General features: G+C 67.5%; 14 protein-coding genes. 4 read left to right on the top strand and 10 right to left on the bottom strand.

What is annotated here, in order from left to right; all coding sequences use genetic code 11:
- Positions 1-1264: 1264 nt before the first annotated feature.
- The 3 genes from ABZS97_RS36350 to ABZS97_RS36360 all read left to right on the top strand — a co-directional run bounded on the left by ABZS97_RS36350 (position 1265) and on the right by ABZS97_RS36360 (position 3788).
- Positions 1265-2728, top strand: a complete 1464-nt coding sequence (locus ABZS97_RS36350; RefSeq protein WP_356145016.1) for a hypothetical protein — start codon at positions 1265-1267, stop codon at positions 2726-2728.
- Positions 2729-3062: 334 nt separating this feature from the next.
- Positions 3063-3230 carry a hypothetical protein gene (locus tag ABZS97_RS36355; protein WP_356145018.1) on the top strand — a complete coding sequence of 56 codons (168 nt, stop codon included), beginning with the start codon at positions 3063-3065 and terminating at the stop codon, positions 3228-3230.
- An 84-nt stretch (positions 3231-3314) separates the two neighbouring features.
- Positions 3315-3788 carry a carboxymuconolactone decarboxylase family protein gene (locus tag ABZS97_RS36360; RefSeq protein ID WP_356145020.1) on the top strand — a complete coding sequence of 158 codons (474 nt, stop codon included), beginning with the start codon at positions 3315-3317 and terminating at the stop codon, positions 3786-3788.
- 432 nt (positions 3789-4220) lie between these two features.
- Here the strand turns inward: ABZS97_RS36360 and ABZS97_RS36365 are convergent, their stop codons facing one another.
- Positions 4221-5729, bottom strand: a complete 1509-nt coding sequence (locus tag ABZS97_RS36365) for a DUF4246 domain-containing protein (RefSeq protein ID WP_356145022.1) — start codon at positions 5727-5729, stop codon at positions 4221-4223.
- A 214-nt stretch (positions 5730-5943) separates the two neighbouring features.
- On the opposite strand from ABZS97_RS36365, the gene ABZS97_RS36370 reads away from it, so the two are divergent.
- A complete protein-coding gene (locus tag ABZS97_RS36370; protein WP_356145024.1) occupies positions 5944-6696 on the top strand; it encodes an aminoglycoside adenylyltransferase family protein in 753 nt (250 codons plus the stop codon).
- Positions 6697-6854: 158 nt separating this feature from the next.
- Here ABZS97_RS36370 and ABZS97_RS36375 read toward each other — a convergent pair whose 3' ends face one another.
- From ABZS97_RS36375 to ABZS97_RS36415, 9 genes are all read right to left on the bottom strand, one after another.
- Positions 6855-7823 carry a hypothetical protein gene (locus ABZS97_RS36375; protein ID WP_356145026.1) on the bottom strand — a complete coding sequence of 323 codons (969 nt, stop codon included), beginning with the start codon at positions 7821-7823 and terminating at the stop codon, positions 6855-6857.
- A gap of 430 nt (positions 7824-8253) precedes the next feature.
- Positions 8254-9363: a hypothetical protein gene (locus ABZS97_RS36380; protein WP_356145028.1), complete on the bottom strand. Its 1110-nt coding sequence runs from the start codon at positions 9361-9363 to the stop codon at positions 8254-8256.
- 2 nt (positions 9364-9365) lie between these two features.
- A complete protein-coding gene (locus tag ABZS97_RS36385; RefSeq protein WP_356145030.1) occupies positions 9366-10433 on the bottom strand; it encodes a hypothetical protein in 1068 nt (355 codons plus the stop codon).
- 200 nt (positions 10434-10633) lie between these two features.
- On the bottom strand, positions 10634-11953 hold the full coding sequence (locus tag ABZS97_RS36390; RefSeq protein ID WP_356145040.1) for a ricin-type beta-trefoil lectin domain protein: 1320 nt from the start codon (positions 11951-11953) through the stop codon (positions 10634-10636).
- A gap of 84 nt (positions 11954-12037) precedes the next feature.
- Complete coding sequence (locus ABZS97_RS36395) at positions 12038-14020, bottom strand: alpha-L-fucosidase (protein ID WP_356145032.1); 1983 nt, start codon at positions 14018-14020, stop codon at positions 12038-12040.
- Positions 14021-14198: 178 nt separating this feature from the next.
- Positions 14199-16604, bottom strand: coding sequence for a ricin-type beta-trefoil lectin domain protein (locus ABZS97_RS36400; protein ID WP_356145034.1), 2406 nt, complete (start codon positions 16602-16604; stop codon positions 14199-14201).
- A 46-nt stretch (positions 16605-16650) separates the two neighbouring features.
- Positions 16651-18480, bottom strand: coding sequence for an RICIN domain-containing protein (locus tag ABZS97_RS36405; RefSeq protein ID WP_356145036.1), 1830 nt, complete (start codon positions 18478-18480; stop codon positions 16651-16653).
- 98 nt (positions 18481-18578) lie between these two features.
- Positions 18579-20063, bottom strand: coding sequence for an arabinofuranosidase catalytic domain-containing protein (locus ABZS97_RS36410; RefSeq protein ID WP_356145038.1), 1485 nt, complete (start codon positions 20061-20063; stop codon positions 18579-18581).
- Between the two features lie 177 nt (positions 20064-20240).
- Positions 20241-21884, bottom strand: coding sequence for an RICIN domain-containing protein (locus ABZS97_RS36415; RefSeq protein ID WP_356145041.1), 1644 nt, complete (start codon positions 21882-21884; stop codon positions 20241-20243).
- Between the last annotated feature and the right edge of the window lie 166 nt (positions 21885-22050).

The raw sequence follows: 22050 nt of genomic DNA on the forward strand, positions 1-22050 counted from the left end.
AACACCCCGGCAAACCTTTGCCAGAACCCACACCCCCACCTCATGCCAACCTCAAGCAAACCTCCAACACCCCACCCCACACCCCCAGACCAGACACGCAGGGGAGGCCGTACGGCGGTGAGCGTCGCTCAACACGCATCCGCTGGTCACAGGAGGGCGCGCCCTCCGAGATCGATACGCACCTCCCGCGGCACTTCGGTCACCACCCCGTGGTGCTCTTGCGGTTGCCCGGCAGCAGTGGACGCGTCGGAGCACGCGAACGGTTGCCGTACCGCATCCGCGAGTGCGGTCGCCTCGCTCGCATCGGCGTCGGCCACTCCCCCGCCGTAGCGCTACCGCACCGGGCGCCCTGTTCCACGGTCAGCCTCTCGCTTAGACAGAGCATGGATACCGAAGGAACGGAGGTGACAGGCAACTCGCCCATCGGATACCCCTCGCTTCTGCTCGTGGCCTGGCGTGGCGAGGAGATCCCCAGGCGCAGGAGGCAATGCGGTACGCGACCAGCTGGGGCGAGGGGCGAGCGATCGGCCTCGGCCATGATCTGCTCGCCCTTCTGCACAACGGCCTCGGCCAGTACCAGGACGCCCTGGCCAGCGCCGAACGGGGCGGGCGCGCACGAAGATCTGGCCGTCGATGGGGTTCGCTCTCGTCTTCAGCGCCCTGCCCTGTCCAAAGGCCCGGTATTCCCGTGTTCCTTCAAGGCCGAGTGCCTGCGTGCCCGAGTCCCACCTGCAGCAGTCACAGATGTTGTGGGTCGGCCAGGTGCCTTCGAAGAACAGACCGCCGTCCGTGTAGACGCAGACACGGCATACGTCCTCGTCCTCGACACTACGGACGGGATTGCTTCTCTTCACGGACGCCCACACTGGACGACGCCCTGGTGGCGTCTTCTGGTGACCCCGTTGCGGCAGCCAGCCAGGTCGCCGCAGCGACCGTGACCGTGACGAAGTTCGACCAGCCCCCGGCACATCCGCGTCCTCGCTCCTCGTCCCCCCTCGATTGCGGTCTCGACCAGAGCTGACTGCTGGCCCGTCCGGGCGGACCTGCCTGTGTCATCGATTGGGAAGGACAGTCGGCGGCCACCATGACACGAGGGCATCCGCCTCGTACCGACATGCAGCCCCAAGGAGATGCCATGCGGCACCGTCCCGAGCCACCTGAGCCCGTGCGCGATGGGCGTGCGCCCCGGCGATCGGCGTGGTCGCTGCGCGGCCGAGGCCCGAGGACGACGCCGGCCCTCCCTGCCGGGATGTGCGGAAGATCGGTGACACGGAAGCGCTGGCTGTTCGTGCTGTCCCTCGGGCTGATCACGGGTGCCTTCGGTCCCGGTGGCGCGATGGCCGCCGGCAGCGTCGAATCCGCCGCCTCGCGCTGCGACTCGGCACCGACCGGCAGCCGTGTCCAGGACTACTTCCTGCATTTCACGGTGCCGGCCGGGCTGATGCCTGACCCGCAGTTCGACGGCCGCCAGGCGAGGATCCAAGTCCACCGGGTCCGGCCGGTCTACGCCCACGGGAAGTGCCGGAATGTTCCCAACAGGGCGGCAGTGCTGGTCCACGGTCGCAACCTCCCTGGCACGCCGGTCTTCGACATGCGACACCCCGCCCCCGAAGGGGGGTCGCTCAGCATGCAGCGAACCCTCGCCCAGGCGGGAATCGACACGTTCGCCCCGAGCCTGCTCGGCTACGCCCATTCGACGCGGTTTCGCCACGGACTCGACGATCCCGGCAATGCAAGCCTCAGGCCATACCTCTCCGACGGCTCCTGCCCCTACCCCGAGGGGTGCGACCGCAGTCACCTTCCCTTCTTCCGCCTCGATCAGCAGGGAACACTGCTGCTGAACAACCCGCTCAACGGGCAGCGGCGCGCGCACTCCAGCAACTACCGCTTCGGGCGCATTGACCTGTGGGTGCGCGACATCCGTCAGGTCATCGACGACGCGATCGCGCGGGACAGGCCGTCGGACGGCAAGGTCACGTTGGTCGGCTACTCGCTCGGCGGGCAGCACGTCGGCCGGACCCTGTTCGCGGCCAACCCGGTGCTTCCCGGTAGCGCCGCCGTCATCGCGAAGGTCAACCGCGCTGTGTTCGCAGAATCGATCTTCGGCACACCGACCGAGGAAGTGACACCGACGACGGGGTTCACGTCCTTCCCGACGAATCTCACCACCCGGTCGGACAGCGACTCGACCTGGGCGATGGCCCCCGAACGGGACGCTGCCTGCACCGGCCACATCGTCCCCAGCAGTCAGCAACAGCTGTGGACGCAGCTCATGGAGGAAGACCGCCTCGGCCGCAGATGGGGAGGCGACCGCGACCATCCGACCGGTGTCAGCCGCGCGCCGACGTTCTCCAGCTACGGCTGGAACGCCACCGTCGCGCAGCAACAGACCACACCCTCACTTGTCATCAACGGCCTTGAGGACAGGACACCCCTCGCAACGCCGGCCGACGCAAGCGCGCTTTACAACAGCCTTGGCACAGCCAACAAGGTGCAGGTGCAGGTGCAGTGCGCGAGCCACGCCATCCTGTGGGAGGGGTGCTCCGGATCACGCTGCACCCCACCATCAGGAACGCCTTACGGTGGGCTCCCCGGCTACCCCTGGGCCGGTCCCCATGCCACGGTCCAGGCCGCGGTGATCGAGTGGATCAAGAACGGCACCTTCAACTCCGCGACGAACGGCCGCTTCACCGTCAGCACAAGCGGTGTGGTGACGCCTTCCCCGTGACGGGCAGCACGAGGCTGCCCTTTCGCCCCAGGGGGCAGGAGCCCCACGGCTCCTGCCCAGGCCCTCCGGTGGCAGGGTGACGTCGAGACGATCCGGCGGGCGAGCGCAGTCGTAGGCGCCTTCCAGGTCCCGCCGAGCGACTCCCGTTCTCAGGCCACCATCACAGATCGAGGGCCGGCCGGTCAGCGGTGGAACGGCGCCGTCGCCCTGATCGACGGTGCGGCGCCCCGGCTCTTCGCACACCGGCTGATGCCAGGGGCGCCGGTCACGTTTTGCGCCGCAGATCCCGTTCGCTTTCGAGACCCCTACCCGAAGGCCGGGCACACCCGACGCGATGGAGCACCGACACCTGCGGGAAGCCTTCGTCACGCCGACCCGGACCGGAGACATCGCCTCCCTGGAGGCACTCCTCACCCCGGACGCGCGCCTTTCGCACGACGACCGCACCGGCGACCCCGGCCGCGTCCCCGTTTCCAGGGGCACCAGAGCTGCGGCGTGTTGAAGTCGTTTCTCCCCGGCCTCCTGTCACACATCCCCCGGTCACCCGGTCAATGGGGTGTACCCGCCACCCGGCAAGGAGATCACCGTGGAATCCCGTCTCAACTACTTCGGCAACCCCCTGGCGGGGAAGGTGCTGAAGCACATCAACTCGGCCAACAAGGTGCTTGCGGACTCGACGCTGTCGACCACGACCCAGGAGCTGGTGAAGATCCGCGCCAGCCAGATCAACGGCTGCGGCTTCTGCACCGACATGCACACCAAGGACGCAGTGCACGAGGGGGAGACTCCGCAGCGCCTCCACCTCGTCGCGGCCTGGAGGGAGGCCAAGGTCTTCACCGATGCCGAGCGCGCCGCACTGGAACTGACCGAGCAGGGCACGCGCATCGCCGACGCGGCCGGGGGTGTCACCGACGAAGCGTGGGCCAACGCGGCCAAGTACTTCGACGAGGACCAACTCGCCGCACTGCTCTCCCTCATCGCTGTCATCAACGCCTACAACCGCATCAACATCATCAACCAGCAGCCGGCCGGCGACTACCAGCCCGGCCAGTTCGGCTGACCGGCACCGACAGCCGCCCCCAGGCGGTCCGTCTCCTTGCCACCCCGGCCTACGGCGGGAGACGGACCGGCGGCCCATCAGCCGCCCAACCGAGGCAAAAGCCGTCTGACGAGCCACAGCCCGCCTCTGCTGCGCAGCGCGGACACCCGGCCCACACAGCGCACCGACCGCTGTACGCCTTCCGCACACCATTTCACCGGCCCCCGGCTGCACCGCCAAGTGCCGGACGCGGGGCACAACCTGCCGCAGGAATGTCCCGAACGCATTCGCGACCGCGGTTCGTGATGTCAGGCTCTTGCGCCAGGAGCAACAGTCAGGACAGGGCCTTTCGATGTCGGCGTGGTGATCTCACGCTTCACGCCGGCGGCCGAGGGGCCCTGCTGGATACTCGTCCCTTCAGATCCTCGTGCAGCTATTCAGGGCACAAGAGCTTCAGTGCTCGCAGAGGGAGAACTCTCGTTCATAGAGCTGCTCGTTGTGCTCGTCGACGAAGAACTTGCGTTCCTGCATGAGTTGTTCGCGGTAGTTCTTGGCCTGTTCAAGCGTCATGGTCGAGGTGTCGAACCATGGTTGTTGCGGTGGCACATCGGATGTCGAGACGATCTTTTCCGACGGGTCGACCAGGAAGAACGCGAGAATTTTGCGATGTCCCGGGCGGGTTGGGTCCGTGAGGCGGAATGAGCCGACGCGGTGTTGCAGGATGTTCGGGAACGCCAGGCAGCGGCCCTCTGGGGTCGATGTCGATCCCAGCACCTGGTTCAGTGCTTCTTCGTCCTCCAGGCCGTAGACCTCACGCAGGCCGTTGTCGTCGTTCTGTTCATACTGCGGGTCGTCGAGTGCCGCCCGAAAACTCAGCCGGCTTTCGGTGATGTTCTCGCTGTCCCAGTAGTAGATGCCAGTCGAGACGATCCGCTCGTTCATCATCCCCTCGACATGCCAGGAACCACCGGCGTACTCAGGCTTGTCCGGGGTGAGATGAATGGTGGCGAGCTTGACGATGACCTGCAGACGGCGACCGCGCAGGTCGACTCGGGCGGATTCCTCGGGCAACTCGGGCAGGGTGAAGGCCGGGGCATCCGGGATGACCGGGCGGCGATTTTCCCACCAGCCGTCCTGGGCCTCTTCCCATACGCGGACGGCTTCTGCGTAGGCCTCATCATCACCGAAGGAGGATTTCTCCGGATACTCCGGCTCCGAGTCGTACCACCCGTAAGGATCGGCCTCGATCCGCAGGGGCCGCGGATGACGCAGATCGGTGAGCACGTTCTCCAGCAGCGGCCGAAAGCGCGCGAACAAGTCCGGCAGGACGGACGCCAGTTCGCGATGAGTCTCGGGGTGGACGTTGTTGACGTATGAACGGAAGGCGACATCGCCGTCGTCACTGACGTCGACGTCCGTGGGTAGCCACTGGAACTTCTCCGAGAATTCGTACTTCGAGTAACGGTCCGTCGGGTTCTGCCAAGCCTCCTCGGGCGCACCGCTCACCTCTCTCACCAGGCAGAACAGTGAGGGATGAACCAGATCCAGTACCTGACCGTCGGATCCGGGGTGCCAGTCCTGTTCAGCTTCGGGGACCTGCTCCAGAACCCGAACCGCCTCGCGCAGCCGGGATCCGAGCTTGTCGTCGACCAGCGCGTCCGACTGCCACACCCCGTCAACGGCGGACACCTCGACGCCGGTCTGTCCGTCCCGCAGCGCGGCGTAGTGCCGGAGCTCCGCAAGCACATAGCCAACCTGTGCTTCGGTGAGGCCCTGGGCGAGAGCTTCTTGTGTCCACCTGTCGACGATGTCGGCATCGTTCATCTTGTCGAACCATCCCGGCTTCGCCCGGATGAGTGAGCTGCACTGCATCATCTGAAGTTCCCGCAGCGTTCGGGGCGTTGCGTACGTTATGGAACGGGAAGCATGAAAGGGCAGCGGGAAAGCAGACAGGCCGGTCAATTCTCTTGGTCCTCCCAGTCGGCGTGCGGTGGCGGGAAGGATACTTCAGCAGACTGACACCGCAGCCGTCGTCCCTGTCATCGCTGGTCCGGGAACCTTCGACCGCTTCGTCAGCGGCACTGGCCTCGCCCGTGGCACATCGCGCCGGCCGGCTGAAGTCAGATGCTTCAGATAATGCCGTGCGGTCGGCAGGATGTCAGGAGACGCTGGGGCAGTGAATCAGCTTCAGCAGGTTGTGGCGCTGGTGGACGGGGTGTTGGGCCAGGACGTCATCGGTACCTATCTCCACGGCTCCTCCGTGCTCGGTGGACTCAGACCGGCCAGCGACTTGGACGTACTCGTCGTCTCCCGACGGCGCATGGACGAGCGAGTGCGACGGGCTCTCCTCGATGGACTGCTCGGAATCTCCGGCTCCCCACACAAGGCCCGCCCGATCGAGCTCACCGTGGTCGTCCAGTCCGAGGTCCAGCCATGGCGGTACCCGCCAACGGGCGACTTCCTCTACGGCGAGTGGCTGCGGGCGCAGTACGAGGCCGGTGTGGTCCCCCAGCCGAAGCCGATGCCCGATCTGGCCCTGCTGATCGCTATGGCGCTGACGGGCGACCACTCCCTCACCGGTCCGCGCCCGGCACAGGTTCTCGACCCGGTCCCGCGGGCCGACCTGGTCCGGGCGAGCGTGGTGGGTATCCCCGGCCTGCTCGAAGACCTGGACCGCGACACCCGCAATGTTCTGCTGACCTTCGCCCGCATCTGGACCACACTCGCCACCGGCCGGATCAAGTCGAAGGACGCTGCCGCCGACTGGGCTCTCGCCCAGCTCCCGCCCGAGCACCGAGCCGCGCTCGAGCACGCAAGGCAGCTCTATCTCAACTGCCTCTACTCCGAGGAAAGCTGGAGCGAGGCATTGCGGTCGCAGTTGCGTCCGCATGTGAACTACGTACTCACTGAGATCGAAAGGCTGAGGTGAGAGCCCTTCGCCCGTTGACTCCGGCATGGGTGGGTACGGCGGCGAAGCCGCAGGCGAGCCAACCGCCTGGCAAAAGGGCGGCACGGCCGAGCTGATTCAGCATCAGCCCGGCCACACCGCCGCGTCCCAGCGAGCCCCGTGCCAGTTGTCTCAGCGATCTACTTCGGTGGTGTTCTCGGGAACGTCCGCGGCGAACTGGTGACCTGTGGGCGTGAGCGGACCAGTGTTCTCGCCATGCCGACCCCCGCCACAATGGCGGCGCAGTGCAGCACGGGGGCGACAGCGAGATTCTCCGGCAGTGCGGCATCGGCAGGGTGAGCCACGGCGACGAACAGGGTGAGGGGGAGTTTCCAGCTGCTCCAGGCGAAGAGTGAGCCCGACCCCAGCCAGCCGAGTGCCAGCAAGAGCCGATGGGGCACTCGGGACGCGCTTTTCCGGGCGAGTGTCCAGATGGCGGCGGCACCGGCGAGTGCCCAGAGCGCGCCTACGCCCGTCAGTAGATGCCAGTTGGTATCCCGTTCGGCCGGTCTTGCGACTCCGAGGATTCCGCCTGCCGCCCAGTACGCCCAGATGAGACCGACGATGCCCGCGACGGCAGCAGTCCATGACGGAGCGGCAGGGGCACCGTCCCCGACGCGACGCGCGAAAGCCTCCGGCCAGCGCCGGTACAGATAGGCGGGGACCGCGAGAGCCAGCCCCAACCCCATCCCGATGAAGCTGAATTGGATCAGCGCGCCTTCCCAGCCGGGCATGACTGGGTCGTCGCCCCCGCTGTCGGCCGCTTTGCCGCGCCCGGCGTCGAGCACCGTGCTGAGCACGGCAAACGGGAGGATCGATACCAGGAATCCCGCCCCCGTCCAGGCGCAGAAGGCCACCAGCCACCCCGGTATCCGCATGCCCCAGGGCCGGACCAGAGCGAGCGCCAGGGCGATTCCGATTCCCGCCATGCCGATGGTCACCGTATTGAGGAGCACCCAGCCGGCCCGGTCGAAGCCGTCTTCGATCGGTGCCAGGCCCAGCAGAGCGCCGATGACCCACGACAGTTTGACCAAGAGGTAGGGCGACATCGCGAGGGCCGCCCCGTACCCCGCGAAACGCCCAACCCGGTCCCAGTGTTCCACCTGCATGCTCCCTCCTCGGCGAGGACTCCAGCCTGGGGGATCACACATCCGCCACGCGTCAGCTTCAGGGGCCCCCTGCCTCCGCCGGACGGCGGAGCCCGTTGTCATGCATCAGGTGGGCCTTGCCTGCCGCTGTCGAGGCGCACCAGTGTCAAGGGCGAGTTTCACAATGTCTGAGCGAGGCCGGTGGTTCAGCCCGACGATCCCAGGATCACAACGCACAGCCCGATCATCTTTTCCCGGATGCGGAGACTGCCCCGGCAAAGCCGCAAGGGCACCGCCGTCACCCCCACGCGATGCGGTCTTCACACCTCATGGACCGGACAGCTCGACCCTCTGTGACAGAACCAAACGTGTGTGTCTCGGGTGCGCGACCACGCGAGCAGCGGGGCTCCGTCCCTTTCGGGCGGAGCCCCGTTGCTCGCCTCAGGCCATCTCAGCCGAACCGCAGGATGCGCGGGGCGAAGGTGCCCTCGGGCCCGTCGGCGCGGCCGACCGACCACACCGTCGTCGTGCCTGGCACCGGCGCCAGCCGCAACACCGAGGAGTCCCCCTCGCCGGCAACTGCCGGTTCGCTGTACTCGGTGAACGACTGGCCGTTCCAGGCAAGGAAATCCGGCCCGGGGACAAGCGGCGGATTGCTGCCCGGTGGGCCCCACTTCTGCGAGCGGGCCACCGAGACCCAGGCCAGCGCGCCGGACGAAGTGGGCGACAGTGAGGTGACCGAGCCGAAGTCGGCGGGCACGGTCACCCGGCTCCATGTCTGCCCGTCCCAGCGGACCAGCAGCGGCGGAATCGGTCGACCCGGCGGCCCGCCGACGAACCCGGCCGTGCCACCCGCCCACACCTCCGTCGGCGAGACCGCCAGCACACTGCCCACTGCCGACCGCGGGAACCCGTCCACGATCGTCTGCTGCCACGCCTGCCCGTTCCAGTGCGATACGGCCGCCCCTGAGTCGGCGGCGCCCGCGGCCCAGACGTCGTCGGCCGCCAGGATGTGCAGGCCGTACACGGTTCCCGGCGGCACGGGCACGTCCTGCCAGCCGCGCCCGTCCCAGCGCAGCAGTACCTGCGCGCCGTCGCGCGAACCGATCAGCCAGGTCTCACCGCCTCCGGCGACGACTTTGGTCAGCACGGCACCGCGCGGTGCCCGGCTCTCGTTCCAGGCGCTGCCGTTGAAGCGAAGCAGGTGGGGGCTTCCTGCCGAGTCCCGGCCGACCGACCAGACTGCGGTCGGTGAGGTCGCGGCGATGGACAGCAGCTCTCCCTGCCAGGTGATCCCGGGCAGATTCTGGCGCTGCCACGCGGTTCCGTTCCAGCGCAGCACCAGCGGGAATCCCGGCGCCTCGCGGCCGACGGCGTCGGCACCCACCGCCCATGCCCGGTCCGGCCCGAGCGCCACGGCCTCGTTCAAACCAGCCTGTGGGCGTACCTGTGCAGGGACCGGAACGTGCTGCCAGGACAGGTTGTCCGCCGCGGCCGGGCTCATGACGGTCAGGATGGCCATGGCGACGGCGAGGGCCGTGACGAGAAGTCTGCGTGCCATGGTCAGCCTCCCAGCCGCTCGCTCATCAGATTCGGTTTCGAGCCGTAGATCTCGACGGTCCCGAAGGACAGCAGCGAGGACCTGGCCCTCGCCAGTGCACGTGGTTTGACGTCGATCGCGTTCGTGCGCTCCGGGCCGTAGGAGAAGGTGGTGTGGACGCCGTCCACCCGCGCGTACTTCGACTGGAACGCGTGGTCGCTGCGCATCGGCAGCCACAGCGCGCCATCCGGGCCGCGCACCATGGCTTCGGTGTAGGTGTCGCCCAGCGGTGGGTGGGTGGTGCGCCAGGCGTGTCCATTCCAGGTCATCAGGTAGGTGCGGGCCACGCCGTCGGTGTACTGGCTGCCGCCGATCGTGGCCCGGCCGGACGGTTCGAGCATGATCGTGTGCACGTTGCTGTCGGGCGGCAGGGGCACCTTCGCGTCCCGCCACCCCGTGCCGTCCCAGCGCAGAACGGTCGTCCCGGTATTGGTGTCCGCCCAGGCCCAGACGTCGGTGGCCGTACGCGCGGTGATCCCCATCAGGTACAGCACGCCATCCGGGGTGGACTGTGTGGTCCATCCGGAACCGTCGTAGTGCAGCACCTTCAGCCCGGTGTCGTCCTCACCGACCACCCACGCGGCACCCGGAACCGCGGTGAAGTCCTGGTAGGTCCACAGGGTTTGCGGCAACGGGACGGTACTCCACCCTCCCGCCGAGCGGCGCAGGATCTCCCCCGCTCCCGCGCGGTTGTGGAAGATCCACACCTCCTTGCCGACGAACTGCACCTTGCCGAGCCAGCCCGGTTCGCCGGTGCCGGGGAAGGTGGTGTCCCGGCTCCACGCAGTGCCGTCCCATCGGTACAGCATCGGCCGCATGCCATCGGCGGTGTCCTCGTACCCGGTCGCCCACGCCTCGCCCGGCCCGCGGGCGGCGAGATCGGACACGGTCACCGGCGGTGCCGCCGCCGGAACGGGCACCTGCGACCAGCTCGGCGTCACGACTGCGGCCGACGACACCACCGCGACCGGCGACATCACCGTGGCACACGCGATCACAAGGCAGACGATGACCGCACGGAGACCTTTCACGGGACCCCCTCAGAGCGCGAAGGTCGCACAGCTTATGGGTGGTCACCCCAACTGTGAACAGACGGAACACGGTTAATCCGGTGTTCCTCGCTGCGGGAGAACGGAAGGGACGGTTCACTGCGACAGAAGGCCTTGGCCTTGTCACCGGAGTTCCCCGAGCCTTGGGGCCAGACCGGCTTGCGCCTGGCCCCGAAGCCGTGTCAACTCTGCAGACTCCACTGCTGGTTCGCTGCGCCGGAGCAGCTCCACAGTTGAATCTTCGTTCCGTTGGCGGTGTTCGAGCCTGCGGCCTCAAGGCACAACCCCGACTGCACTCCTGTGATCGTGCCGTTGGGGTTGATGTTCCACTGCTGGTTCGTCTGCCCGTTGCAGTCCCAGATCACCACGGGGGTGCCATTGCTGGTGCCCTTCCCGGAGGCGTCCAGACACTTGTTGCCGTAGACCATGAGTTGCTTGCTGTCGGTGGGCGCCCACCGTTGGTTGTTGCCGCCGTTGCAGTCCCACAGTTGTGCCTGGGTGCCGTTGGTGGTGGTGGAGTTGTTGATGTCGACGCAGCGGCCCGACGGCTGGCCCACGATCCGCTTGCCGGTGGGCGGAGGGGGCGGGGTGGACGAGTCGAACTGCGTGAAGAACTTCCACACCTCGCCCGAGGTCCAGGTGCGCCAGCCGTCGCCGGTGGACCCGTCTATCGGCCCGGGGTCGTGACCGGCTCCGTCGAACGCCGCCCAAACGACCGGATACCCGGCCCTGCACCCGGAGTAGGTGGTGACGATGTGCGTCAGGCTCCCGTTGGCCGGCTCGGGCGGGTTCTGCGGGGTGCAGCCGTTGTTCCTGACGAACGTGTCGCGCAGCGCCCGTCCGGACGAGATGGGCAGCACGTTGTCTCTGAGGCCATGGAGCCCCATGTACGCGACGGGCTGGGTACCGCCACTGCACCCGCTGAGGTTGGCGCCGGAGTAGACCGCGACCGCGCGGAAGACCGTCGCCCGGGCACAGGCGAGGGCGTACGACATCGCACCGCCGTAGCTGAAGCCCGCGGAGAAGAGCTGCGTCGTGTCGACACACAGGCCCGCCTCGATCTGCCGGACCATGTCGTCGACGAAGGTCACGTCCTCACCGCCGGAATTGGCCCAGCCGTTGCCGAAGCCCTGGGGCGCCACGAAGATCGTGCTGTTGTTCGCGTTGTCCGCCAGCCGCCTGAGTCCGTAGTAGGACCAGTTGTAGCCATCGGTTCCGCCCGAGTCGACATCGTTGGCGGTGCCGCCCCGCCAGTGGAATCCGAAGACCAACCGGTAGGGGTGGTTGTTGTCGTAGTTGGCGGGGACTCTCAGGATGTAGCTGCGGTTCTGGCCGCTGCTCGAAATCGTATGCGTACCGCTGGTCAGCGTCGGGGCCTTGCCGCATCCGGCAGTCGGCGCGGCGGCTGCGGCGCTCGTGGGCGATGTGCTTGCGTCGAGGCCGCTGCTCATCGCCGTGCCGGCTGCGGTCATGACGAGAAGCGCCGCACTCACAAGGGGCATCAAGAGGGACTTACATCTCATCTACTTCTCCTTTTCCGTCGTGCGTTGATCGCTCTGCGTGCGTGAGCCCACCCATCGGGCGGTTCACACGCCGGTGATGGTCCATGCGTTGTTGGTGCTTGAGTTCGGCGCCCACATCACCGTGGTCGAGCCGGACGTGGTGCTGCCGCTGCCGTCAAGAGCGGTGCCGGTGCCGCGGTTGACGATCTGATAGCGGTTGTCACCGAGGTTGTTGAGCGACCACTGCTGGTTGTTGCCGCCGTTCCAGGCCCCTTGCCGGGCGGGAGCGCCGTTGGCGGAATTGCCCCAGCTGTCGGCGACCATGCCGTTGGTGCGGTTCACGATGCGGTGGTAGCCGTTGCCGAGGTCGATGAGCTGCCACTGCAGGTTGCTGCTCCCGTCGGAGTTCCACTGCTTGAGGTTGGAGCCGGAGGCGACGTTGCCTCCGCTGTCGAGCAGCAGTCCGCTGGTCACGTTGGCGATCTTGACCCAGGTGGTGGGGCCGCCCGGCGCGCCAAGGACCGGGATCTCCCCGGAGAAGGTGAGCTTGACCGTGTACGCCAGGGCGCTGAACGGCGGGTTGGACGAGGGCATGGTGAGGTGCATGCCGGAGGCGTCCTGGGCCGGTGCGGGCAGGTCGATGTAGGTGCCGGCGGTGGTGTTGAGCAGTTTGGCGCCGGTCAGGCTGCTGAGGTTGATTCGATTCGAGTTCAGCGTCGTGATGGTCATGGTGCTGCCCTGCCAGCCCAGCGCCGTGGCGTAGAGGACCTTGTTGTCCCGGCTGCGGGTGAACCGGATGTCCTTCGCCACGCCGGCCACGGGGCCGCTGAACGAGCCTCCGCCCATCTGGGTGGGGCCCTCGCCGTAGCTGGTCCAGGAGCGGGTGGCGTAAAGCGACTCTCCGAAGCGGCCGAGCCAGTCGCCCATGGCGAGCAGGATGGACTGCTGCCCGGAGGGGATGGTTCCGTCGGCCATCGGGGCGATGTTCAGCAGCATGTTTCCGCCCTTGCTGACCCGGTCGATCAGCGAGTGGAGCAGCGCCTGCGTCGAGTAGTAGCCGATGCCCACCGTGTAGCACCAACTGGAGGAGGAGATGCTGTCGTCGGTCAGCCAGTAGGGGGTCAGCAGCCCTGCCGGGCCGCCGCGCTCGAAGTCGTAGACCTCGCCCTTGTTGTCGAGGCCGTCCTTGTAGGTCGCGACCACGTCCTTGTTCCACGCGACAGCCTGGTTGTAGTAGTGCGCGAGGAACTGGAGCCGGTAGGACTCCTGCACCAGGCCCAGGTCGAAGTCCTGCCAGACCAGGTCCGGCTGGTAGCCGTCGATGACCTCGATCAGCTTGTCGTACCAGAGCTTGTTCTCCGCGGCCGAGCCCTGCTGGCCGAAGAGGAGGCGCAGCGTCGGGTCGGACTGGTTCGGCACATGGTCGTAGAAGCCGTTGAAGTGGTAGGCGTGGTGCAGCGAGGCCATGAACTTCAGCCCCTGTCCGCGGATGGCCTGCGCGTGCAGCCCCACGAGGTCGAGTCGGGGGCCGTGCTGGACCGAGTTCCAGACGTTGGAGCGGCTGTTCCACATGGAGAAGCCGTCATGGTGTTCGGCGACCGGTCCGGCGAACTTCGCACCCGCTGCCTTGAACAGCCGCGCCCAGGCGTCCGGGTCCCAATTGCCGCCCTGGGAGGCGAGCTTGGGGGCGAACTGCACGTGGTTGCCGGCCTTGTCGCGGGCACCGTCGATGAAGTTGTTGTACGGCCATGCCGCGGGGTCGCCGTAGGTCGCGATGTGATGTTTGTTCTCGTTCGAGCCGCCGATGTACATGTTGCGCGGGTACCACTCGTTCCCGTACGCGGGAACGCTGAATACACCCCAGTGGTAGTAGATGCCGAACTTGGCGTCCTGGAACCAGGCCGGGGCCGGGGGGTGCTGGTCCACTGAGGACCAGCTCGCGGTGTAACTTCCGGGGCCGTCGGTCGCCGCGGCCTCGGGGGCGAACCGCAACAGGCCGTAGGCGGTGGCCGCGCCGGCCGTCGCGAGCAGCCTGCGTCTGCTGATCGGAAGGGAGGAAGAAGACATGGGGGGCCTCTCAGAGGGATGGGCGGTGGCGTTCAGGAATTCGGACTCCGGCGGAACGGGTGCGGCGGGCAACGGTTGTGGTCGGCCGAACGGCGTGCGGAGCCGGTCGGCCGACGCGGCTGACGTGCTGACGCGGCCGCCGACGGATGCGGTCGGTGGTCGTCAGCCGGTCACCGGATCAACTGCGCGACCACTTCTGGTTGTTGCCACCGGTACAGGTCCACAGCTCAAGCAACGTGCCGTTGGCCGTTCCCGCGCCGGTGGCGTCGAGACACAGACCGGACTGGACACCGGTGATCGTGCCGTCGGCTTTGATGGTCCACTTCTGGTTGCTGCCGCCGGTGCAGGGAAAGATGTCCACCTTGGTACCGGGGCTGGTGCCCTCGCCCGCGGCGTCCAGGCAGTCGCCGCCGTAGACGCGCAGCTCGTTGGCCGAGGTGTTCGTCCACTGCTGGTTGCTGCCGCCGTTGCAGTCCCACAGCTGCACCTGGGTGCCGGACGTCTGCGACTGGTTCGGCACGTCAACGCACCGGCCGGAAGCGGCCCCGACGATCGCCGCGGTCGTGCCGCCGGATCCGCCGCTGCCGGGCGTGATGGACAGGTTGTCGAACTGTGCCGTCTCGGTCTGGCCGGTCGCGTAGCCGACCTGGCCGCCGGCCCAGGTGTAGTCGTTCACGGAACCGACCTTGGAACCGTCGATGACGGCGGTGATGCTGTTGCCGGAGAAGGTGAGGCCCAGGGTGTGCCATCGGTTGGTGCCCAGAGCCGTGGTCGTGCCGCGGGCCAGAGTGGAGACGTTGCCGTTGGTGTTCGAGTTCAGGACCGACCACGCTCCGGTGTCGCTCACCCGCAGGTGGTAGGCGTTCAGTCCGCCGGTGCTGCTGTAGTCCTGTGCGTTGGCACGGCCGATCAGTTCGGCGTATCCGGGCTGTTCGAGCAGCACGTCGGACGAGACGGTGTAGTTGCTCCAGCTCACGTCACCGAGCAGGGCGTGCGGATCGGACAGCGCGTCCCAGGTGATCGGCTTCTGCGGGCTCATCTGGCGTACGCATTTGCCGTCGTGGCCGCCGCCACAGCCGACCGTCTCGAAGGCGCCCTGCCAGTCCATGAGGTACTTGGCCTCGGTGCCGGTGGCGTAGCTGTCGAAGGAGTCGCTGTACGGCAGGTTCATGGCGCCCCGGCCGGGACCGGCGGCGGTGCCCTTGCCCTGTCCTGTCGTGGTGGTCAGGGTGTACACGCGGCCGGGCTGGACGGTCAGGCTGAAACTGCTGCCGGACGGGGTGACGTCCGTCGCGTGAACGAAGTAGTCGGCCGTGTTGTTGGAATTGACGTTGGTCGACCAGACATGGACGGCGCTGGTGGACAGCCCTCCGGTGACGTTGAAGTTCAGGGTCTGGGCGCTGCCGGCGTCCATCGTCTCGATGACCGTGGAGTAGTCGGAGTTGTTCGTGGACTTCAGTGACACGTAGCTGCCGTTGTTCCGGTTGCCGCCGATGTATCCGCTGGAGGCGTCGAGGTAGTGCCATCCCGGGGCGGTGAACTGGCTCGTCTGCGCCATCACCCAGGCGTTCTTGCCGATGGCGTAGTAGCCGGACCATGGCTGCGGGGCAAGGGCGAGACCCATGGTGGGATAGGGCAGGTTCGGCGTGAGCGAGGCGACCACGGGCCAGTTGAGATACGCGGTCATCCGGCCGTCGATGTATCCGCGGTTGATGCCGCGGGCCACGGCCGGTGCTCCCGCGTTGTAGTCGTCCGAGCCGTTCTCGCTCGCCCACAGCGGTTTGCCGGTCGACGTGGCGGCCGACGGCACCGCGCAGTTGGACTGGGAGGAACGGTAACCGCAGGGGTAGTGCGTGCCGATGACGTCCACCGAAGCCGCGAACGCCGCGTTGGAGTTGATGTCGTTGGCCACCGCCCAGTCCGAGTCGGCCGCGACGATCCTGACTTTGCCGTAGCCGTTGGTGTTGAGCGCGCTGCGCAGTTGTTCGTACCAGGAGATGTTGTAGCCGCGCTCGTTCCAGCCACCGAGGTAGTCGATGCTCAATCCGTGCTGTTTGGCGCAGCCGAGCCACGAGACCAGATAGTTGATCATGTCGGTGGACCAGAAGTTGCCGCCGCCGATCCAGCCGGATGCGCCCCAGGCGAGCCCGTACAGCTTGATGGCCGGGTTGCGCGCCTTGGCCTGCTCCATCAGCCACCACTCGTAGCCCCGGTTGCAGTTCAGGTCGGACCGGGTGTGCTGGTGACTGGGCTCGGCCCCCGAGGTGGAGTTGGTGTCACCGCCGATCTCGGCCTTGAGGATGTGCAGGGAGGCGCCGTATCCGGGCCGGAACAGGTAGTCCAGGACCTGGCCGCGTTCGGGCTCCGGATAGTCGATCAGGAGTCTGCTGTTGCCGCCCCCGCCGCTGATCGCTCCGACGCCGTCGAAGGTCCGGCCGCCTGATGAGCCGTTGATCGTGATCGAGGTGGCGGCCTGGGCCGGAGCGGCAGTCGTGCCCACGATGCCGCCGGCGGCCAGGACGAGGCCCGTGAGCAGGGCCGTTGGAACGCGTAAGCGCCTCAACAGCCGACTGAATGCTGACACGGTTGTTCCTTTCGCAGGTCGAGGGGTGTGCCAGGGGGAGCTGGGGTCAGCGCAGGAGGAAGTCCTGGTTGGTGCCGGGTGCGTTCTTGCACTGCCATTGGTCGAGTTGTTGGCCCAGGTTGCTGCCGCCGCCGTAGACGTCCAGGCACAGACCGCTGTTCTGGTTCCGGAAGGAGTACGAGCCGTCGGACTGCTGTACCGGCAGCCAGAGGGCGGCTGCCGCCGTGCCGGGTGCCTGTTGGACGATGTCCGGGGTGCCCGCCGCCGTGGAGCCGCCGGCCACCGCCACGTCCAGCCCGGAGTTCTGGGCCCGCAGCTCGCCGTAGCCACCCGAGGCCGGCACGAACTGGAACAGCTGGTTGCTCTGCCCGTTGCAGGTCCACTGGTCGATCGCGGCGCCCGCGCTGCCGGAGTTGCCGTACACGTCCACGCACAGGTTGTTGTGAGCGGCCACGAGTTGGTGGTGGCCACTCGGGAAGCCTCCGCTGGACGGAGCCGGTGTCAGATAGACGGCGAACGCGTCGTGCGAGGCCTGGAATGTCAACGGCACGGTGATCGAGCCGCTTGAGGTGCTGACATTCTGGTTGTACACGATCGGTGGTGACGCGAGAGGTGCCTGGTCCGGGATGCGGTGCACGGTGACGTTGACGCTGCCCGCGTTCGCCAGCCAGGGCACCGACGCCAGCCCGTTGAAGGTCACGGACGCGGTGCCGGAGTTCCCGTTCGAGTTGCCGATGATCGCCACCGCGCGCTTGTTGGTGGGATCCTCGGAGGCCGAGATCGCGGTCGCGCCGACCTGGCCGGAGGTGTCCACAAGGGTCCCCGTCATGTCGGCGTAGTCCCGAAGCGCCCACCAGTTGCCCGTCGGCTGCCAGCTGCCTCCACTCTGGGTCAGGACTCCGGTCAGGTTCGGAGTGACGCAGCACACCCAGTTGCCGCGCATCGCGTTGGTGTAGCCGGACTGCGCGAACCGCGCCAGGTACCAGGCCGTCACCCCGGCGGTCTGCCGGTCGGCGGGCTGGTACTCGTTCGCGGACAGCGGCAGCGGACCGATGCCCGCCGTGGTCAGGGCACTGTTGAGGGACTGCGACACGGTGACCGGGTCGTCGACATCACCCTCGTCGTGGTTGGTGATCATGTCCGGCACCGTCCCGGCCGCCTTCACGTGCGCGAGCCAGGTCCGCCATTCGCCCGGGTTGCTCTGCGGGGTGAAGGCGAGTGACGGCCCCACGATCTGCGCCGAGGGGGCGATGCGCCGGATCTCCCGGTAGGCGGTGTCCCACATCTGGAAGTACTGGGTGCTGTTCATGCCCCGGGTCCAGAAGACGGAGATGTCCGGCTCGTTCCAGATGTCGTAGGCGAACTTCAGGCCCGATGCCTGCAGCGCTCCCACCGTGGAGTCGATGAAGCTGATCCAGTTGGAGCAGTTGCCGTTGTCGCACGGGTACGTCGTGTTCGACGGCTGCCCGCCGTTGGCGCCGTAGATGTCGCTGACCAGCACCTGGTACTGCGCGTGGTAGGGCGGCTGAGTGAGCCGTTTCCCTTGCGCGATGATCGAGTCGATGTCGGCTCGAGTGGCCGAACCGTACTGGTAGTTGTCCCTGATCCAGCCACCGGAGAACCATCCGCCGCCGCGGAACGCGTTGATCCCCAGCGGCTTGATGAACTGGTCCGCCGGCTGACTGCCGTCCTGCGTGAAACCGTAGAGGAACCCCTCCCCCACACCGGTCGACGGGCCCCGCGTCGACGCCAGGTTCACGCTCAGCACCTCGCCCGAGGCGGCCCGGCTCGCGGGCGACGCCGACAACTGCAGCACGAACGCCAAGACGATGCCGAATGCCAGTACCAGGGGGCCGAGCCTCGCTCTCGTCCTCATTCCATCCTCCTGTGGTTCGGCGAGTGGACGGTGCGGTGAGACGCCGGGGCGGTGGTTGAGTGCCGCCCCGGCGCTGGGTGACGCGGGATTGTGCGGAGTCAGCTCAGCGACCACTGCTGGTTGGATCCCCCGTTGCAGGTCCACAGTTCTACGGCGGTGCCGTTGGCGGTGGCGGCGCCGGTCACGTCGAGGCACAGGCCGGACTGGGCGCTGGTGATGGTGCCGTTGGCGTTGAGGTTCCACTGTTGGTTGCTCTGGCCGTTGCACGTCCAGGTGATGACCTTGGTGCCGGGGCTGGTGCCCTTGTTGGAGGCGTCCAGGCACAGCCGGCTGCTTCCGGAGTAGACGGTGAGCTGGTGGGAGTCGGACTGGGACCAGGTCTGGTTGGCCGCTCCGTTGCAGTCCCGGATCTGCGTCTGCGTACCGGGAGTCGTGGAAGCGCCCGGTACGTCCAGGCACCGGCCCGCTCCCACCGCATGCAACGCGGTCGTCGTGCCGCCACCGCCTCCTGTCCCGTAGCCCGCGGCGGTGATGCCGGCCTGGACGGCGTTCTCGGTGGCGTCGGAGGGATAGCCCGCCGTCATCGCGCCTTCGAAGAACTCGCCCACCCCATTGGGGCTGTTGTCGCCCCCGGTGCCGAGCAGGACCGAACTGTCGACCTTCATGGGTGAGTAGCCGTTCGGCAGCGGTCCGGAGAAGGTGGTGGTCAGGCCGCCGCTCGCGCCGTTGCCGTATTTCAGAGTGAAGTTGCTGGTGCCGTTGTTCTTCAGCCACGCGCTGACGAAGGGGTAGTGCACGCCCGAGTTGTTCGGGTCCTTGTTGGAGCCGGTGTTGGTGTGGAACATGCCGTTCTCCAGGTCGGCCTCGACCCACGGTCCGCTGCCGGTGCAGCCGTTGAACCAGCAGGCGGTGCCCCAGTAGATGGCGTTCATGGTGGCGTTGCCGGTGTCGGTGTGGGAGTTCTCGCCGCTGCCGTAGTCGAAGCAGCACCACTGGTTCGTGTAGTTCGACGACGTCACCATGTAGATGCCTTCGGGCTGGGCTCCGGTGGCCACGCCGCTCGCGTGATCGAGCCGATAGCCGACGCCGGGGGTGACCTTGACCCCGAAGACCTGATGGCCGGCCGCGGTCACCGGCAGGGCCATGGCGTCCGCTCCGACGTCGGATCCGTTGGGGCCGGGGCCCTTCCAGTAGCCGCCCCAGGAGATCGGCAGGTCGTTGTGCTTTGCGGTCTGGTCGTAGATCTTCGTGATCGTGCACGACGTGCCCGAGCAGAACGACACCTGGGACGCGCCGTCCGCATACCCGCCGGCGCTGAGCAGTCCGATGTCGCGGAAGCTGCGATCGGAGGAACGTTGAATCTGGTACAGCGGCCCGTTGTACGACGCGAAAAGCGCCCTGGTCGTGGAGTGCGCCGTCACACACGGCGTTCCGCCCGCGGAGTAGAGGTCGCACGGAAGCGACCCGTCCGCCAGGCGGTGGACCGCCGGATGGACGACGGCTGACGTACCGGCCCGCGAGGGTGTGGCGAACGCCGGTACGCCGAACGCGGCCACGGCCATCGCCAGGGCAAAAAGGAGCACGGTTTTCCATCGCCTTCGACGGCTGTCACCGGCTGGTTCGAGCATGGAGACCTCCTCTGTGGCTGTGCACACCCGTTGGCGCCGAAGCCGGCAGTGGTCGATGGGGCGCTGCGGAGCCGCTCGGCTGCCTGCGGCAGGTCGGCCCGGGCGGTGCTCGGTGGAGGCTCGACGGGGGACTCATCCCAACGTCCAGCGCTGACTGTTGGCGCCGTTGCAGGTCCGCAGCTCGGCGAGGGTTCCGTCAGCGGTGGCACCTCCGGCGACGTCCAGGCACAGGCCCGACTGGACGCCGGTGACCGTGCCGTTGGGGTTCAGCGTCCACTGCTGATTGGCCCCGCCGTTGCACGACCAGATCTCCACCTTCGTCCCTGGGGTGGTCTGGTTGTTGTAGGCGTCCAGGCACATCTGGCCGCTGCCGGAGTAGACGGTGAACTGGTTGGACGTGGAGTGCGTCCATGTCTGGTTGGCCCCGCCGTTGCAGCTCCAGATCTGCATCTGGGTGCCGGCGGTCCTGGTCGAGTTGGGTACGTCCAGGCACTTGTCCGCACCTACAGCGTGCAGCTCGCCGGTCACGCTGGTGCCGCCGCCACTGGTGCCGCCCGCGACCCGGTACATCACCGTGCCGTGCGCCGGCACCGAGGCGCTGATCCTGTCCGAGGTTGTCGAGGTCGACCCCGTCCACAGGTCGGTGAGTGTGTAGGCGGACGCGCCGGTCTTCCCGATCGCGGCGGCGGTGGTGGTGATGGTCGCCGTCGAGCCCGTCTCGTTGAACAGCGCCACCGACACGTCCCCGTTGGCCAGCGGCTTGGCCAGCACGTCCAGGCCGCCCGAGGACGACACCATGGTGCCCTGTTTGCCCAGGGAGTCCTGGTCGACGGCGATCACCCGGGAGTTGGTCAGCGTGGACAAGGTGTCCGCACTGGCCGAGGGGATGTTGGTGCCCGCGATCAGCGGGGCGGCCATCTCCGCCCACAGGCTGAACTCGCTGCGGCTCTCGGTGGCCGTCATCGAGCCGTTGCCGACCTCCAGCATGTCCGGGTCGTTCCAGTGGCCGGGGCCCGCGTAGGAGGCCAGTCCCACGTTGCTGTGGAAGATCGACAGCATGCTGGCGAAGTTCGCGCTGATGTCCCCGGTGGTGCGCCAGCTGTTGCCCACGCCCGCGCCCCAGGTCCACACGTTGTCCTGGCCCCAGTTGCACAGGCTGTACAGGATCGGCCGGTTGGTGGCCGCCAAGGCGTCCCGCATCGCGGTGTACCGGGTCTGCGCCCGTACCCCGTTGTTGTTGCAGTTGTCGTACTTCAGGTAGTCCACACCCCACGACGCGAACGACTGTGCGTCCGTGGTCTCGTGCCCCAGGCTGCCCGGATACCCGGCGCAGGTCGCGGTGCCCGCGTCCTCGTAGATCCCCAGCTTCAGCCCCAGCGAGTGGACGTAGTCCGCGGTGCCCTTGATGCCGTCGGGGAACTTGGCCGGGTCCGGCACCAGGTGGCCGCCGGAGTCACGGTTGTGGGTCATCCAGCAGTCGTCGATGTTGACGTACGAGTAGCCCGCCGCCTGCATGCCGTTGGTGTGCATCGCCTGCGCGGTGGACTTGATCAGCGACTCGGAGACGTTGCAGCCGTACGCGTTCCAGTCGTTGAAGCCCATCTGCGGGGTCAGCGCCAGCCCGTTGCCCAGTGCGGCGGCGGGCTGCGCCGTGCCGAGGGACACGAGGGGGACGCCCACACAGAACAGCGCGACCGCGCAGGCGAACGCCAACGTCCTGCGCAGGGACGGTCGCGGGAACGCCGGCAACAGGCTTCCCAGTCTCGCGATAATCATGTGCATGACATTCACTCCTGGACAGGGTTGCGGCAGAACACGCCCCCTCTCGGAGCGCATCCACGGGTCAAAGGCATGCAGGGGCAGCGGGGCCGGTCTCGGGGGCGGCCCGCCGGCCTCACCGGGGGCCCCCCCCCCCCCCCCAATAAGAGACGTAATAACGAAA

This window comes from Streptomyces sp. NPDC005485 (genome assembly GCF_040606085.1).
Lineage (GTDB): Bacteria > Actinomycetota > Actinomycetes > Streptomycetales > Streptomycetaceae > Streptomyces.